Below are 15669 nucleotides of genomic sequence, written 5' to 3' on the forward strand. Positions count from 1 at the left end.
AAGAAGGCGGCAATGAGCGTGCTCATCGAGAATCCGCCCGATCCACCCCGCCACGGGAGCCGTGCCGAAGGGGGCCGCCACCCCCCAAACGGAGGGGTCAGCGCTCGCGGCCCAGCGCGGCGGCCGCCGCGGGCGACCATGCGGTTCCGCCCGAGGCCACCCGTCGGATGGCGTCCACCACCTCGTCGGGCGGGGCCGACTTCGAGAGGTAGCCGACGGCGCCCGCGGCGTGCGCCCCGCGGACGGTGTCGCCCGACACCGAGGACGTCAGGAAGAGGACCCGGGAACCGGGAACCGCGGCGAGGAGCCGGACGGTCGCGGCGACGCCGTCGACACCGGGCATGGCCGCATCCATCACGATCACGTGCGGTTCCCGGCGTTTCGCGGCCTCGACGCACTCGGCGCCGTCGGCGCACTGGCCCACCACGGTGAATCCGCCGACCGAGTCGAGCAGCGCGCTGAGGCCGGAGCGGACGGCGGCACTGTCGTCGACCAGCAGCACCCGGATCACCGCGGAGCGGCCGGCGGCGGGTCCAGGGCGCCTCCCACCTCCGCAACGGTGTCCATGTGATCACCCCTCCCAGAGTCGACCGGGCACACAATCCTCTTCCAGGGGCCGAGCCGGACATCAGGTCGGACTGCCGGGGCCGATCCGGCTAAAAGCGGTGCCGGCAAACGGGGTGAAGGTAACACCTCCGTTTCCGGACCGACCCTCATCTTGACGCGTCAACGACGGAAGGGGGGGCACATGGACGACGCGAGCGTGGGAATGACCCGCGTGGAGACGGCGCCCGCCGAGTTGCGGGTGCTCGTCGTCGACGACCACACGACTTTTGCCGAGCTGTTGTCCTTCGCCCTCTCGACCGAGCAGGGCCTGAGCTGTGTCGGCACGGCCTCCAGTGCCGCGGAGGGGATCGTGCTGGTCCAGGAGCTGCGCCCGGACATCGTGATCATGGACATCGAGATGCCGCGCCAGGACGGGCTCGCCGCCTGCCGCAGTATCCGCGAGGTCGCCCCGGACACCGTGATCGTCGTCGTGACCGCGCACCGTGAGCCGGACTGGGTGGTGCGGGCGACCCAGGCGGGTGCCTCGGCGTTCATCCCGAAGAACGGTTCGCTCACCGAGATGCTGGACGTCCTGCGCCGGGCGCGCAGCGGGAGCATGCTCATCGCCCCGTCGGCGTTCGCCCTGACCGGCGCGGCGACCCGGCAGAACCCGGCGATGCCGAGCCTGACCCAGCGCGAGCGGGACGTCCTCGCCTGCCTGGGCCGCGGCATGGCGCCGAAGGCGATCGCGCGGGTGCTGGGCATCAGCGTGCACACCTGCCGCGGTTACGTGAAGTCGCTGCTGTCCAAGCTCGACGTCGAGCTCTCCAGCTGGAGGCGGTCGTCAAGGCGCAGGAGCTCGGCATGCTCGACGAGCCGCGATGAGGGCCGGGTCCCCGGTCTCCCCGGTCCGGCGGCAGGTCACGACGTTCATCACGGTCGGCGTGGTCGTCCTCGCGGTGATCGCGTTCGGCGCCGTGCTGGCGAGCCGGATCGTCGCGCGGGCCGAGGCGCTCCGGGACGCCGAGCGCGTCACCGACCGACTGGCCCACCTCGTCGTCGGACCGCTGCTGGTGGGCACGTTGGCCGAGGACCCCGGTGCCCGTGACCAGCTCGACCTGGCGATCTACAACCGGCTCGGCGACGGCTCGATCAGCGAGGTCAACGTGTGGCGGCGGGACGGCACGATCGTCTACGCCGACCAGGCCCGCATCATCGGGACGCAGAAGGCACCGCCCGCCGAGGTCGTCGCGGCGATCGATCGGGGCACCGTGAGCTCCGAGCTCCAGGACTCCGACGAGGCGGGCGTGCTGCCGGGTGACGAGCGGTTCGTCGAGGTGTACGTGCCGCTGGCCCTGGCCGACGGCAGCCGGTACGCGTTCGAGGCCTACTTCAGCTCCGCGCGCGTCGACAGCCAGGCCGCGTCACTGGTGGGGACGCTCGTCGCGCTCGCCGTCGTCCCGCTGGTCGTCCTGCAGCTGGTACAGCTGCCCATCGCGCTCTCCCTCGCCCGGCGCGTCCGCCGCCAGGAGGCGGAGCGGGTGCGGCTGCTGCAGCGGGCGCTGTCGTCGTCGGACAAGGAGCGCGCGAAGATCGCGGCCGACCTGCACGACGGGGTCGTGCAGGACCTCGCCGGGGCGGGGTACGCGCTCGCCGCACTGCGGACGTCGGTCGCTCCCGAGCGACGCGGCGTCGCCGACACGGTCGCGGGCGCGGTGCGTTCGGCGGTCGACGAGCTGCGCCACCTGATGGTCGACATCTACCCGCCCGACCTCTCGGGGCCCGGCCTCGCCGTCGCCGTCGAGGGCCTCGTCCGGCCTCTGCGGGAACGGAACGTCGACGTCCTCGTCGACGTCGCGCCGCTGCCCGCGATGGATCCGGAGACGGCGGCGAGCATCTACCGGGTGGCACGCGAGTCCCTGATGAACGTCTCCAAGCACTCGGGGGCGTCCCGCGTGCAGGTGGTCCTCGAGGTCCTGGGGCCGGAGCAGGAGGCCATCCGGCTGCGGGTGTGCGACGACGGCGTCGGCATCCCCGCCGCGGAGGCGGACCGGCAGCAGGACGGTCACTTCGGTATCCGGATGCTCTCCGACCGACTCATGGACCTCGGCGGCCGCTTCTCCGTGATGCCCGGGCCCGCCGGCGGCACCGTCGCCGAGGCGGTGCTCCCGCTGACGGTCGTCGGCTGACCCCCAGATCTGGGGGTCCGACCCACCCCCACCCTCGGCTGCCACCCGGCCGCGCTTCCGACCAAGATCGCCCGCGACGACACGGCGCGACGGTGGGAGACGAATGCTCGAGCGGGCAGGCGTGCTACGCCGCCGGATGGGGATCGCACTCGTCGTCTGGATGGTCCTCGGCCCGGCGACCTCCTCGCATCCGTCGGTCGGGAGCGTCGTGGCGCCGGCCGCGTCCGCCCTGCCCGCCTCCCTCCCCGCCGGCACAGGTGTGACCGGCGAAGGAACGGCCGGGAGTGGACCCGTCGACAGTGGACCCGTCGAGAGGGGACCCGTCGAGGGTGGACCCGTCGGCAGTGGAGCGACGCGAAGGACGGTGACCGCGGTCGGGATCGCGCCGATGGTCCAGGACGCGTACCTCGCCGCGGAGCGGACGCTCGCCGGTGCGGTTCCGGGCTGCAAGCTCACGTGGTCGCTGCTGGCCGGCATCGGCCGGATCGAGTCCGGCCATGCCGGCGGCGGCGAGGTCGACGGGGCCGGGAGGACGCTCGTCCCGATCCTCGGGCCGCAGCTCTCCGGGTCGAACGGGTTCGCGACGGTGTCGGACACCGACGGCGGATCGCTCGACACCGACCCTGCGTGGGACCGCGCGGTCGGCCCGATGCAGTTCCTGCCCGGCACCTGGCGCACATACGCGGCGGACGGCAACGGTGACGGGACCGCCGACCCGAACAACGTGTTCGACGCCGCCCTCACCGCGGGACGCTTCCTCTGCTCGGGTGGCAGGGACCTGTCCACAACAGACGGCGTGACAGCGGCCCTGCTGCGCTACAACGCCTCCATGGAGTACGTCCGAGACGTCCTCGCGGCCGCCGCCGCCTACGCGGACGGCCTCGTACTGCCACCGGCGCCGGTTCCCGCGGTGTCGGTGAGTGCCGCCAAGGTCCTCGCCGCCGAGGCCCCTCCGGTGCCCGCCGTGCCCCTTCCCGTCGCAGCGCCGGTGTCCGTGGCCGCCCCTTCCACGCCCGTGACCGGAGCCGCTGTGCCCGCGCCGGTCCCGGCAGCGCCCGTTCCCGCGGCGCCCGTCCCCGCGGCGCCCGTCCCCGCAGCGCCCGTCCCCGCGGCGCCCGTCCCCGCGACGCCCGTCCCCGCAGCGCCCGTCCTCGTAGAGACCCTGCCGCCGTCCGTCCCCGCAGAGGCGCCGCCGGCAGTCACCACCCCGCCGGCCCCGACGTCCGCACCCCCGACGTCCGCACCCGCCACGTCGTCCACGCCCCTGGCCGCGTCGACGTCCGCGCCGCCCGTCCGGCGCACCACGACGGTCCCTTCGGCCCCTGCGGCCGCCGTGTCGCCGAGCTCGCCCGCGCCCGATTGCTCAACTGCGGCAACGACATCCGCCGTGGCGACGCCCGCCTCGACGGAGCCCTCGCCTCCTCCTGTCACGCAGTGTTGATCGCACGGACCCCCCAGAGTCGGGGGGCACGGTTCCCCCAACCACGGCTGCCCGGTACGGCCTCCTCGCCGCAAACTCGACCAGGCCGACAGTCCGAACCAAGTCGAGGAGTACGACGATGTCCACCCGGGCCGTCTCCCGTCGCGACCTGCTGAAGGTCTCCGCGCTCGGCGCCGCAGCACTGGCTCTCCCGTTCGAACGCGTGGTGCGTGCGAAGGGAATCTCCCGCATCGCCGAGAGCAAGCTGCCGAAGCCGTTCACCGTCCCCTTCGTCGTCCCCCCGGTCGCCAAGCCCGTCCGCAGCGACGGCACGACGGACTACTACCAGATGACGATGCGCCAGGTGAAGGCCGAGATCCTGCCGGGCGTCGGAACCGACCTCTTCGGCTACGACGGCCAGGTCCCCGGCCCCACGATCATGGCGAGCCAGGGCCGGCAGGTCGTCGTCCGGCACATCAACGGGTTGCCCGCCAAGCACCCGCGATGGTCGTACACGCCGTGGACGTCGGTGCACCTGCACGGGTCCGCCTCGCTCCCGCAGTACGACGGCTACGCCAGCGACATCACCAACCCGGGCCAGTACAAGGACTACGTCTACCCGAACATGCAGCCCGCACGGACGCTCTGGTACCACGACCACGGCGCCGCCCACACCGCGGAGAACGCCTACATGGGCCTCGCCGCGATGTACCAGCTCACCGACGCGCAGGAGCAGGGCCTGCCGATCCCCACCGGCCGCTACGACGTCCCGCTGATCCTGTCGGACAAGATGTTCGCCGCGGACGGCCAGCTGATGTACGAGGACAACAGCCACTCGGGGCTCTGGGGCGACGTGATCACGGTGAACGGCAAGCCGTGGCCGCGCATGCCCGTGGAGCGGCGCAAGTACCGGTTCCGGATCCTCAACGCGTCCCTCTCGCGCGGGTACCGGTACAAGCTCTCCACCGGGGAGCCGATGACGGTGATCGCGACGGACGGCGGGCTGATGAGCGCCCCGCAGCAGGTCGCCGAGATCCGGCACGGCATGGCCGAGCGCTACGACATCGTGGTCGACTTCGCGAAGTACAAGATCGGGCAGCGGGTCGTCCTGCAGAACCTCGGCGTGAAGAACTCCACCGACTACGACACGACGAAGCAGATCATGGCGTTCGACGTGGCGGCGGAGCCGACCGACGGCACCAAGAACGAGGTCCCGTCCGTGCTGAACCCGAACCCGTCCGCGATGGGGCTGACCGAGTCGATGTCCACGGCGACCCGCAAGCTGGAGGTCATCCGCGGCAACGGCCAGTGGTCCGTCAACGGCGTCACGTGGGAGCAGATCGTCGCCTCCGGCTACCGCAAGGTCCTCGCCAACCCGGCGAAGGACGCCGTCGAGGTCTGGGAGGTCACGAACAAGTCGGGTGGGTGGTTCCACCCGGTGCACATCCACCTCGTGGACTTCAAGATCCTCTCCCGCAACGGCAAGCCGCCGCGACCCGAGGACTGCGGCCCAAGGACGTCGTCTACGTCGGCGAGAACGAGAGCGTCCGGCTGCTGATGAAGTTCGAGCACCAGACCGGCCGGTACATGGTCCACTGCCACAACCTGCCGCACGAGGACCACGACATGATGACGCAGTTCGAGGTCGGCACCGCCGGGCCGGACCCGATCACGGCCGCGCCCGCCCTCCCGTGGACTGAGGGGCTGAAGCTGTGACCGACCGGACGGGGACCCGGGACGTCGAGGAGGACGCCACGGCCGGCCTCCGGTCCCCGGGACCGACCGTCACCGCGGGCCTCGTCGCGGCCGGCGCGGTGACCCTCGCAGGGGTGCTGCACCTGCTCGCCGCCCTGGAACACGTGCAGCACCAGATGACGTTCGCGGTGTTCTTCATCGTGGTCGGCCTGGTGCAGACGGGCGCCGGCGCGGGGCTGCGCCGGGGGTCGACGCCCCTGCGGGTCGGCCTCGGCCTGGCCGCCCTGGTCGGGCTCGTCGTGCTCTACGTGTACAGCCGCACGATCGGACTGCAGATCGGGCCGCACGCCGACCGGCCCGAGGACCCCGACTTCCTGGGCATCACGGTCGTGGTGTGCGAGCTGGCCGCCATCGGGGCGATGATCACCCTCCTGCCCGACCGGCGGCGTCCGGTGGCGGGCAACGCGGTGCTGGTCGTCGGGATCGGTGTCTGGGTGCTGTGGGCGACCGGCGTAGTCGGCTGACCCGGCCGCGGTTCCGGACGGTCGTGACGGCCCTCGCCGTCACGGCCGTCGTCGCGGTCGGGCTCGGCTCCGCCACCGGCGTCGTGCCGTTCGAGCTGGTCCGCATACCCAGCGACAGCATGGCGCCGACCCTGGAACCCGGGGACCATGTCGTGCTGGACCACCGCGGCCGAGCCGTGTCCCGGGGGACCTCGTGGTCGTGCCCGACCCGCAGGACGGGATGCTGATCGTCAAGCGGGTCGTCGCCGTCGGCGGGGACATGGTGGGGATCTCGGACGGCGTGCTCGAGGTCGACGGCCGTGCCGTGGACGAGCCCTACGCGGACCGGAGCCTGGAGAACGGGGTGTACTACGGCCCCTACCCTGTGCCGGACGGCCGACTGTTCCTGCTCGGGGACCATCGCGCGGTCTCGGTCGACTCCCGTGAGTTCGGCCCGGTGCCCGCGACCGACGTCGTCGGCACCGTGGACGTCCGGGTCTGGCCGCGGCCGGGCTCGCTGGACGAGCCCGCAGGCTGAGAGGTCGTTTCGGAATGGCTCCGGCATGTCTGCTGTAGACGGACGGTGATCTCCGCCGGGCTGCCGCTGTTCCCGGTGACTCGACGCTGGAGATCCGACGCCTCCCTCACCGGAGGTCGAGGTACTGGGTGATCAGGACGGTGAGCTCGTCGATGACGGTGGCGCGGTCCAGCTGCGGGCGTTCCAGGACGTAACTGATCGTGACGTGCTCGACGGCGCGGACCAGGACCCACGCGATCGCGTCCGCCGGGCGCGCGGGGTCGTGGTCGGGTCGGGCCAGCAGCGCGGCGGTCATCATGTCGTCCATGCGGCGGGCGAACACGGCCCGCACGCTGTCCGGGGAGCGCGGCACCTGCTCGACGAGCACTCGCAGCAGGTCGGCGTTCTCCTCGAACGCGTCGAGCATCGCGGTCACGACCATCCGCTTGCCCTCCTCCGTGGGCGCACCCAGCGAGCGCAGGAACGCGTGTGACAGGCGAGCAACAAGCTCGTCGGCGTAGCGGTCGATGACCTCACCCAGGATGGCGGTCTTGTCCGGGAAGTACTGGTAGAGCGAGCCCGGGCTGATCCCGGCCGCCGCCGCGATGTGGTTCGTGGTCGCCGCCTCGTAGCCCCGCGCCACCAACACCTCCCGCCCCGCCGCGATGATGCGCTCCACCATCTGCTTCGAGCGGAGCTGCCGCGGCTCGCGGCGCAGCGCGCTACGGGTCCTGGGTGGCACGGCGAACCCCCTACGCGAATTGAACGCGAGCAATTGTTCGTGTCAGCATCGGATCATGGTCGCACAGCTCGCCGACGCCCACCCGAAGACCCCGGTCGCCCCGCACCGCTTCGCCAGCGCGCGGGAGCGAAACGGGCGGCTGGGCCGGTCGCTGCGGTTGATCGGCCGGGTGCGCACGGTGGACGAGCGGCTGGTCGATCAGATCGGTCGGCGGATGTTCGCCCGCGACGAGCTCGGAGCGCAGCTGGTCGCGGCGATGCGCCGGGAATCGGGCGACAGCGAGCGGGTCAGCATGGCGCAGTTCCAGCGCGTGCTCGCCGACGGGATCGAGGCCGTGCCCGACGCGCCGGCGGCGCTGCGCGAGTTCTTCGCGGTCGTCGACCGGGTGCCGGACTGGGTGGACGTCGAGCTGCTGGAGCACGGGGCACGGGCGTTCCGGCGGTTCGGGCACAGCCGCGAGGACGTGCTGCTGCAGCTGTCGCTGATCGGTGGCTACCGGTTCGTCGGACCGGCTGACCTGCTCGTGCTGACCGGCGGGCTGACCGGGTCGACCGCCATGCGCCGGCTCGGGGAGACCCAGAAGTGGGTCGACGAGCTCTGCGCCCCGGGCGGGATGGCGCGCACCGGCGAGGGCTTCAAGCTCACCGTGCACGTGCGCCTGATGCACGCGCTGATCAACCAGCAGTTCGAGGTCAACGGCCGCTGGGACGTCGACCGGTACGGGTTGCCGATCAATCAGAGCGACCTGGCCGGCACGCTCGCGCTGTTCAACAGCACGGTGCTGCTCGGGGTGCGCATGCTCGGCCGGGTGGTGACCCGGGCCGAGTCCCGCGCGGTCATGCACCTGTGGAAGTACGTGGGCTGGCTGATGGGCGTCGATGAGGACTGGCTGTTCGACACCGAGCGCGAGCAGAACGTGTTCAACTACCACCTGCTGCTCGCCCAGGGCGGCCCCACCCCTGCCGGCGCCGACCTGACCACCGCGCTGGTCGACGGGAAGCTCACCCTGGACTACGGCCGGTTGAGCCGGCTACGGGGCCGCTACCACCGGCTGCGCACGCTGAGCATGCTGCGCTACTTCCTGGGCTCCGAGAGCCTGCGCGACCTGGGTCAGCCGATCACCCCACTCTGGGCGGTGCCACCGGTCATGGTGCGCAACCTCGTCGAGTCCGTGCTGATCGCCCGAACCCGGGCCGGGCGCCGATACCTGGAGCGCGCGTCGGACCGCCACGGGCGGCGCCAGTCCCGGCTCCGATTCGCCGGCGCACCGGCCCGGATCGGGCCACTGCCGCACTGACCCCGAGCGGTGCTGCCGGTCAGCCCGTGGCGTTGAGGGGGTAGTAGCGCACCCAGTCGACGTGCATCGCCGAGGGCGTGACGCTGCCCCCCTTGGGGAACCAGTCGAGCTGGATCGTCAGGTGCATCGGGCCGGGCGGCAGCGTCGAGGTGTCGGTGGTGCGGAACCACTCCTGCCCGTCGACGAAGGCGGCGATGTGGTCGGGGGTCCACTCGACCGCCCAGTTGTGCCACTGCGTGGCGTCGATGTTCACCTGGCCGTGGAGCTGGGAGTTGTCGGCCCCGTAGTGGAGGAACATGTCCGTCTTCTGCCGGGCGGGGTCCGACATCTCCATGAAGTCGACCTCGCCGCCCTCGGGCCAGTTCTCCGCGTCGGGCCAGAGGAGCAGGAGGGCGTTGTAGGACGGGTCGCTCGCCGGGGCCATGACCCGGCCCTCCCAGCGGCCGTACTGCGCGCCCTTGCCCCAGGCCATCCCCCCGGTGGTGCCGGCGGAGTCGCCGCTGATGGTGAGGACCCCGTCCTTGATCGACGCCGCAGCCGGGCTGCGGGTGCCGTTGCCGGCGTGCCCGGGACCGTCGTAGAGGCCCCACTGGCCCAGGTCCCCGGTGAACTCGTCGCTGCGCGACGGCGTGCCCCACCCGAACTTCGCCGCCGCGGTGACGCCGGGGTCCGAGGTGGCCGTCACGGTTCCCGACGACGACGTGATGCCGGACGCGCCCGACCTGCCGGACGTCGTGGTGCCGTCGCCGCTCGTCCCCTGTCCCGCCGCGAGGCCGTCCGCGTAGCCCGCGGCGTACCCGGCCTGGTAGTCGGCGGAGGTGCTCGGGCCCGCGGTCGCCGGTTCGGACGTGGGGGCCACCGTCGCCGTGGTCTCGGGGGCGGTGGTCCCCGTGCCCTGAGCGGCGGGCGTCTCCGTGAGCGCCGCGGCCGGCGCGGGCTCCGAGGTGGGGGCGGTCGCCGAGGCCGTGGTGATCGTGGCGGACGAGGCCCCGCTCGCGATGTCCGCGGTGAGCGCGGGGTCGACGCTCACCGGCGCGGTGTCCGTGACGGTGCTCGCCGCCGGGTCCTCGGGGAGCAACGGCGCCGCGGCCGGGACCGTGCACGTGGAGGCGGGATCCGCCGCGGAGCAGGTGCCGGCCGGGACGAACGTCGCGGGCAACGTGGGCGCGACCGCGCCGGAGGCGACACAGACCGCTGCTGCCAGCCCTTTGACCACCGCGAACCTGACGACCATCGCCTACTCCCCTCGCGCATCCGGCCGATCGGACACATCGACCCTCACGCTGCTGCCTGGGCCGCTCCCGCGGCAGACCGAGGAGGGGGGTGGGAGCCCCCCGCACCTGGGGGGTGCGTCCCGGACAGTGCCTGGCGACCCCTCCGTTTGGGGGCCGATGGGCCGCTCGATTGAGGCTGTTCGGCCTAGCCGATCGGACCGATCATGTGCGCTCGTGAGCTCCCACGTGGGTCCCGAACCGGGTCGCCGGTCCGTTCCGACCCCGGGACCGACGGCCGTCCCGGACACCGCATGACCGACGTCGCGGGGCGCGTTCCGCCCGGTCCGCCCGGTCTCCGGATCATCGACACGGGCACCCACCGGTCCCGGTCGGCCGGACGTCACAGCAGGGTCGAGGCCGACGCCGGCCCGCTCCCGGATCGGCCGGCCGCCTCGACCCGCCCGCCCCTACCCGACCCGTCCCGACCCGCCCCGCCCCGATCCGGCTCGGACGTCCGCGGCGCCGAACCGGCCGTGCGGACGTCCCGCATCGCCGTCCAGTACGTCGTCACGGCACTGATCTCCGTGCTGGTGGTGGCGCTGTGCAGCGTGTGGGCGAGCCGGGTCGTCGCCGCCGACTACGCCGTCGACGGCGCGATCGCCGGGACCCAGCTCGCCGCCGACGAGGCGGTGGCCCCGGTCCTGACCGACGCCGTGCTCACCGGGGACCCGGCAGCGCTCGAGGGGCTCGACAGGGCGGTCCGGGAGAAGGTCCTGAACGTCTCGATGGTGCGGGTGAAGATCTGGGACGAGACCGGACGGATCCTCTACTCCGACGAGCCCGCGCTGATCGGAGAGCGGTTCGGGCTCGGTGCGAACGAGATCGAGGCGTTGCACGGCGGGGCCCCGGACGCCGAGATGTCGGATCTCTCGGCCCCGGAGAACCGGCTCGAGGACCGCAGCGTGCCCCTCCTCGAGGTCTACCTGCCGCTGCGCACCCCCGGCGGGGTGCCGGTGCTGTTCGAGGCCTACTCCCACTACGCCGGGGTCACCGAGGCGACCCAGCAGGTCTGGACCCGGTTCATCCCGCTCGGCGTGGGTGCTCTCGTCCTGCTGGAGCTCCTGCAGATTCCGATCTCGGCGGTACTGGCCCGCAGGTTGCGCCGGGCCCAGGTCCAGCGGGAGGAGATGCTGCGCCGGACACTGACCGCCCTCGAGGACGAGCGCCTGCGCATCGCCGCCGACCTGCACGACGGCGTGGTCCAGGACCTCGCCGGCGTCGCCTTCGCACTCGGGGCGGCCGCCCGCGTCGGCGGCCCCGCCCGGGTCGCACCCGCACAGCTCGCCGAGTCCGCCGACACCGTCCGCCGGTCGGTCCGCGCACTGCGGTCGCTCCTGGTCGACATCTACCCGCCGAACCTCTACGCCGAGGGCCTGCCGGCCGCGCTGTCGGACCTGGCGGCGAGGCTCGTCCCGCCGGGCACGACGTCGGTCCTCGACGTCCGGGACCCGCTGCCCCCGCTCCGCCGGGAGCAGGTCGAGCTGGTCTTCCGGGTGGCCCAGGAGGGTCTGCGCAACGTCGTGCGGCATGCCGCGGCGAGTGTCGTGGAGATCGCTCTCGGCCAGGACGGCGGCGTTCTCGTCCTGTGCGTCACCGACGACGGGAAGGGGTCCGCGCCCGACCGGCTCGTCGCGTCCGGGCACCTCGGGCTGAAGGCGTTGAGCGGGCTGGCCGCGCAGCACGGCGCCGTGCTCGTCCTGGACTCCGCCCCGGGCCGGGGAACGGCCCTGCGGCTGGAGGTGCCCCTGTGACCGGGGAACGGGGGCCCGGTGCCCCGTGCATCGACGGCCCGTCCCCCGCATTGAGGGTCCGCGGTCCCCCAGCGATGGGCTGGACGGATCATGCCCGAGACCGCGATCTTGTACACCAGCGGGCCACCCGGCCCCGCCCCTGTCGGCCCCCGGCCTGCAGGACCACCCGACGACGGGGGCCACCGCGATGATCAGGCTCATGGTGGTCGACGACCACGCCATCGTCCGCCGAGGACTCGTCCGGGTCGTCGAGACCGCCCCGGACATCGAGCTGGTCGGGACGGCGGCCAACGGCATCGAGGCGCTGCATCTCCTCACCAGGAGCCGGCCGGACGTCGTGCTCATGGACATCGGCATGCCCGTCCTCGACGGCGTCGGCGCGACCCGGCTGATCGTCGACCACGACCCGCAGGTCCGGGTCGTCGTCCTGACGGGTTCTGCCGACGACCGGGTCTCCGAGGCACTGGAGGCCGGCGCCTGTGCGGTGGTGCTCAAGGACGCCGAGGTGGAGGTGCTGCTGGAGGCGATCCGGCGGGCGGCGGGCGACCGCGGCTTCGCGCATCCCCAGCCGCCCGCCGCCCCGCGTGACGGCTTGAGCCCCGGGAGAGGGAGGTCCTCCGCCTGCTGGCCGTGGGCCGTTCCAACCGCGAGATCGCCCGTGCGCTCGGCATCACCGAGCGCACGGTCAAGGCCCATCTGCACCGCGTCTTCCGTGTCCTGGGGGCGACGGACAGGGTCCAGGCCGCGCTCCGGGGCCGCGAGCACCTCGCCCGGGCGGGGTCGTAGGACCAATGGCCAATGGCCGACGGCCACACCGCCGGGTGAGGGTCGTCCGAGCAGGCCCGGACCTGCCGGCCCACCGTCACGCTCAGGAGCTGCAGATGCCTCGCACGTCCTCGACCGAGCGTCCGACGGTGTTCGTCCGGCCAGGCCTGGCGGTCGTCGTGTCCACCGGGTGTCGGGGCACCGCCCGATGACCACCCTGCTGATCGTGCTCGCCGCCTGGGTCGTGGCGAGCGTCCCCCTCGGGATCGCGTGCGGAGCCGTCCTCGCCCGCGGCCCCCGCTCCTTCCGCGGGCCCGACAGGCGCCGGGTCCGCCCCTCCCCCCACCACCAGGAGACTCGATGCCCCAGGACAACACCCCTCTCCCTCCCGTGACGGACGCCCGGCGCCCCGTGCCCCGGCGCGCGGTCGTCGCCGGGACGGGTGCCGTCGCGCTCGGCGCCGGACTCCTCGCCGCCGGGTGCGCGAGCTCGGCCGCCCCGGCTCGGCGGCCACGACGACCTCGGCCGCGGCTCCCCCGACGGCGGGAGCCCCGACCGCGGCCGCCCCCACCACGGCCTCCGGCAGCACGGCCTCCGGCAGCGCGGGTGCACTCGGCTCCACGGCCGACATCCCGGTCGGCGCCGGCAAGATCTTCGCCGACCGGAAGGTCGTGGTCACCCAGCCGACCGCCGGAACGTTCGTCGGGCTGTCGGCGGTGTGCACGCACAAGGGCTGCGTCGTGAACAAGGTGGCCGACGGCACGATCGACTGCCCGTGCCACGGCAGCAAGTTCCACCTCGACGGCACCGTCGCGAACGGGCCCGCCCAGGCCCCGCTCCCGACGATGCCGGTGACGGTGGAGGGCACCAGCATCAACCTGGCCTGAGCATCCTTCGTCGTACCCGCGGACGACGTCCGGCGGCCGGATCCGCGGTGGTCACCCGGCTGGTACTAGGACCTTCGTCCACTGGGCCGGTCGGGCCGCAGCTGTCAGGCTCGAACTCTCGGCCGGCCCGTTCCCCGGGCCCGCCCGCCCTCGAGGCGGGCCCGCTCCGCCGGCCGTCGAGAGCCCGGTGTGCGGTCGTCCCCCTCCGCCGCACACCGGGGCCCTCGCCGAGCCGGTGCCTCTGGGTGATCGGCCGATACCCCCTGCTTTGAGGGCCGGCCGACCCCCTCCGTCGGGCTGCCCCCGGCGCCGCCCCCGTTGCGACAGTCGTCCTGGCGTCGGGACCGTTCGCACCACAGCAGGGCAGGCAATGACAGAGGACTGGAAATGCGGCGGAAGAGCCGACCCCACGAGGGGGAACGACTCCCGACCCGTCCGCCGTGGAGTGTCGCGCCGGCGGATGCTTGCCGGCTCTGCGCTGCTGGCCGCGGCAACGGTCGTCACCGGCGGCGCGTCGGAGGCCCTGGCGGCGACCGGTCCCGTGCAGGTACCGACGCCCCCACCGACGCCGCGACCGCCCGTGGGACCGGCGGACGGCAGCCCGCTGCCGGGTGTGGCGCGTAGCAGGCACGCCGTCGGTGACCCCCGGGGCAGCGACGTCGTGGCCAGGTTCGGCCGGGCGCGCGAGGCCCGCTTCGGCACCATGTTCAAGCAGCTCACCGGGTTCGCGCCGGACGACGACCTGCTGGTCGGGCTGTCGGAGAGGATGGTGGAGGCCCGCGGCGCCGAGGACGACATCCGGCCCGACGGGCTGGACAACCCGGACATGCCGGCCGGGTTCATCTACCTGGGCCAGTTCATCGACCACGACATGACCCGGGACCCCACGCCGCTGGCCGACCAGCGCGCCGACCCCCGTGGGCTGACCAACTTCGACAGCCCGCGGTTCGACCTCGGCTCCGTCTACGGCGACGGACCCGCCGCGAACCCCGAACTCTACGACCCGCAGCGGCCCGGTTACCTGCTGCTGCGCCAGAACGCCAACGGCCTCGAGGACCTGCCCCGCGGCGCGAACGGCTCGGCGTTCGTCGGGGACCCGCGCAACGACGAGAACCTGATCGTCGCCCAGATGCAGATGGCGTTCATCAAGCTGCACAACCACTTCATGGACACCGAGAAGAACTTCACCCGCGCCCGGCAGCAGACCCGCTGGCACTACCAGTGGGTCATCGTGAACGACTTCCTGCCGCACGTCGTCGGTCGGCAGCTTCTCGACGAGATGATCTTCGCCCTGGGCCGGCGGACCCGGGCCCGGACGCTGTTCTACCGGCCGGGGAACCCGCTGCGGCCGATGATGCCGATCGAGTACTCCGTGGCCGCCTACCGCTGGGGACACAGCGGCATCCGCGCCGAGTACGAGATGCACGACACGCCGCTGTCGCCCAATCCCGCGGTGCTGCCGATCTTCAGCACCGAGACCGGCCCGAACCCCCGCGACCTGCGAGGCTCCCGCCCGCTCTTCACCGACGCCACGGTCGACTGGAACTACTTCTTCGACATCCCCGGCGTCCGGCCGCCCGACGACCGCAACATGGCACGGCTCATCGACACCCAGGTCGCGCGGCCGCTGCATGACCTGCCCGACTCCGTGGTGGCCCACACCCCGGGCGCGATCATCGCGCTGGCCCAGCGCAACCTGCTGCGGGGCAAGCGGCTCGGGCTCCCGTCCGGCCAGGACGTCGCCGCCGCGATGCGCACCCGGGTTCCGACGATGCCCGCCCCGCTCACGAACGACCAGCTCGGGTTGGCCGACCCGCGGTGGGGAGGCAAGGCGCCACTGTGGTTCTACTGCCTCCGGGAGGCGAAGCTCGGTGGCGGGCGCCGTCTCGGCCCGGTGGGCGGGCGGATCGTCGCCGAGGTCATCCTCGGGCTGATGCAGATCGACCTCGGGTCGTACTGGAACACCCCCGCCGGCTTCACCCCGGTCGGCGGCCCGTCGTTCCGGATGGGCGACCTCATCCGGCTGGCCGGGGCGCCCGTGGTGGTGCCCGCCTCCTGAGGCGTTCGGCATCCGACACGGAAT

The 15669-nt window shown here is 73.0% G+C and carries 16 protein-coding genes and 2 pseudogenes; 15 read left to right on the top strand and 3 right to left on the bottom strand.

The annotated features are described in order from the left end of the window. Nucleotides 1-97: 97 nt before the first annotated feature. Entirely contained in the window at nt 98-502 is a 405-nt protein-coding gene (locus WBK50_RS24600; RefSeq protein WP_341337873.1) for a response regulator, read from the bottom strand. Nucleotides 503-769: 267 nt separating this feature from the next. On the opposite strand from WBK50_RS24600, the pseudogene WBK50_RS35375 reads away from it, so the two are divergent. The 8 genes and pseudogenes from WBK50_RS35375 to lepB form a co-directional block, all read left to right on the top strand. Further along, a pseudogene (locus tag WBK50_RS35375) lies at nt 770-1306 on the top strand (response regulator); the annotation flags it as partial. A 121-nt stretch (nt 1307-1427) separates the two neighbouring features. Beyond that, nucleotides 1428-2735, top strand: a complete 1308-nt coding sequence (locus WBK50_RS24610) for a sensor histidine kinase (protein WP_341337875.1) — start codon at nt 1428-1430, stop codon at nt 2733-2735. 364 nt (nt 2736-3099) lie between these two features. Further along, a complete protein-coding gene (locus WBK50_RS24615; protein WP_341337876.1) occupies nt 3100-4176 on the top strand; it encodes a lytic transglycosylase domain-containing protein in 1077 nt (358 codons plus the stop codon). 118 nt (nt 4177-4294) lie between these two features. Next, the gene (locus WBK50_RS24620; protein ID WP_341337877.1) at nt 4295-5713 is read left to right on the top strand and encodes a multicopper oxidase family protein; all 1419 of its coding nucleotides are present in this window, start codon (nt 4295-4297) and stop codon (nt 5711-5713) included. Continuing rightward, the gene (locus WBK50_RS24625; RefSeq protein WP_341337878.1) at nt 5713-5871 is read left to right on the top strand and encodes a multicopper oxidase domain-containing protein; all 159 of its coding nucleotides are present in this window, start codon (nt 5713-5715) and stop codon (nt 5869-5871) included. The genes WBK50_RS24620 and WBK50_RS24625 overlap by 1 nt, the downstream gene beginning before the upstream one ends. Continuing rightward, nucleotides 5868-6374: a hypothetical protein gene (locus WBK50_RS24630; protein WP_341337879.1), complete on the top strand. Its 507-nt coding sequence runs from the start codon at nt 5868-5870 to the stop codon at nt 6372-6374. The genes WBK50_RS24625 and WBK50_RS24630 overlap by 4 nt, the downstream gene beginning before the upstream one ends. A gap of 23 nt (nt 6375-6397) precedes the next feature. After that, a complete protein-coding gene (locus WBK50_RS24635) occupies nt 6398-6601 on the top strand; it encodes a S24/S26 family peptidase (RefSeq protein ID WP_341337880.1) in 204 nt (67 codons plus the stop codon). Continuing rightward, entirely contained in the window at nt 6574-6891 is a 318-nt protein-coding gene (gene lepB, locus WBK50_RS24640) for a signal peptidase I (RefSeq protein ID WP_341337881.1), read from the top strand. Before WBK50_RS24635 ends, lepB begins: the two co-directional genes overlap by 28 nt. A gap of 106 nt (nt 6892-6997) precedes the next feature. Here the strand turns inward: lepB and WBK50_RS24645 are convergent, their stop codons facing one another. Then, nucleotides 6998-7612: a TetR/AcrR family transcriptional regulator gene (locus WBK50_RS24645; protein ID WP_341337882.1), complete on the bottom strand. Its 615-nt coding sequence runs from the start codon at nt 7610-7612 to the stop codon at nt 6998-7000. Between the two features lie 55 nt (nt 7613-7667). Here WBK50_RS24645 and WBK50_RS24650 point away from each other — a divergent pair, with 55 nt between their 5' ends. Continuing rightward, nucleotides 7668-8909, top strand: coding sequence for an oxygenase MpaB family protein (locus WBK50_RS24650; RefSeq protein WP_341337883.1), 1242 nt, complete (start codon nt 7668-7670; stop codon nt 8907-8909). 19 nt (nt 8910-8928) lie between these two features. On the opposite strand, the gene WBK50_RS24655 is transcribed toward WBK50_RS24650, so the two are convergent. Beyond that, on the bottom strand, nt 8929-10143 hold the full coding sequence (locus WBK50_RS24655; RefSeq protein WP_341337884.1) for a family 16 glycosylhydrolase: 1215 nt from the start codon (nt 10141-10143) through the stop codon (nt 8929-8931). Nucleotides 10144-10656: 513 nt separating this feature from the next. Between WBK50_RS24655 and WBK50_RS24660 the strand changes: the two genes are divergently transcribed. The 6 genes and pseudogenes from WBK50_RS24660 (at nt 10657) to WBK50_RS24685 (ending at nt 15645) form a co-directional block, all read left to right on the top strand. After that, nucleotides 10657-11934: a sensor histidine kinase gene (locus WBK50_RS24660; RefSeq protein ID WP_341337885.1), complete on the top strand. Its 1278-nt coding sequence runs from the start codon at nt 10657-10659 to the stop codon at nt 11932-11934. Nucleotides 11935-12133: 199 nt separating this feature from the next. Further along, nucleotides 12134-12406, top strand: a pseudogene (locus tag WBK50_RS24665) (response regulator); the annotation flags it as partial. Nucleotides 12407-12564: 158 nt separating this feature from the next. Beyond that, complete coding sequence (locus tag WBK50_RS24670; RefSeq protein ID WP_341337886.1) at nt 12565-12720, top strand: response regulator transcription factor; 156 nt, start codon at nt 12565-12567, stop codon at nt 12718-12720. A gap of 187 nt (nt 12721-12907) precedes the next feature. Next, entirely contained in the window at nt 12908-13093 is a 186-nt protein-coding gene (locus tag WBK50_RS24675; protein WP_341339596.1) for a hypothetical protein, read from the top strand. A gap of 85 nt (nt 13094-13178) precedes the next feature. Next, nucleotides 13179-13586, top strand: a complete 408-nt coding sequence (locus tag WBK50_RS24680) for a QcrA and Rieske domain-containing protein (RefSeq protein WP_341337887.1) — start codon at nt 13179-13181, stop codon at nt 13584-13586. Between the two features lie 460 nt (nt 13587-14046). Then, the gene (locus tag WBK50_RS24685) at nt 14047-15645 is read left to right on the top strand and encodes a peroxidase family protein (protein WP_341337888.1); all 1599 of its coding nucleotides are present in this window, start codon (nt 14047-14049) and stop codon (nt 15643-15645) included. Nucleotides 15646-15669: the final 24 nt, after the last annotated feature.

The organism is Pseudonocardia sp. T1-2H (assembly GCF_038039215.1).
Classification (GTDB): domain Bacteria; phylum Actinomycetota; class Actinomycetes; order Mycobacteriales; family Pseudonocardiaceae; genus Pseudonocardia.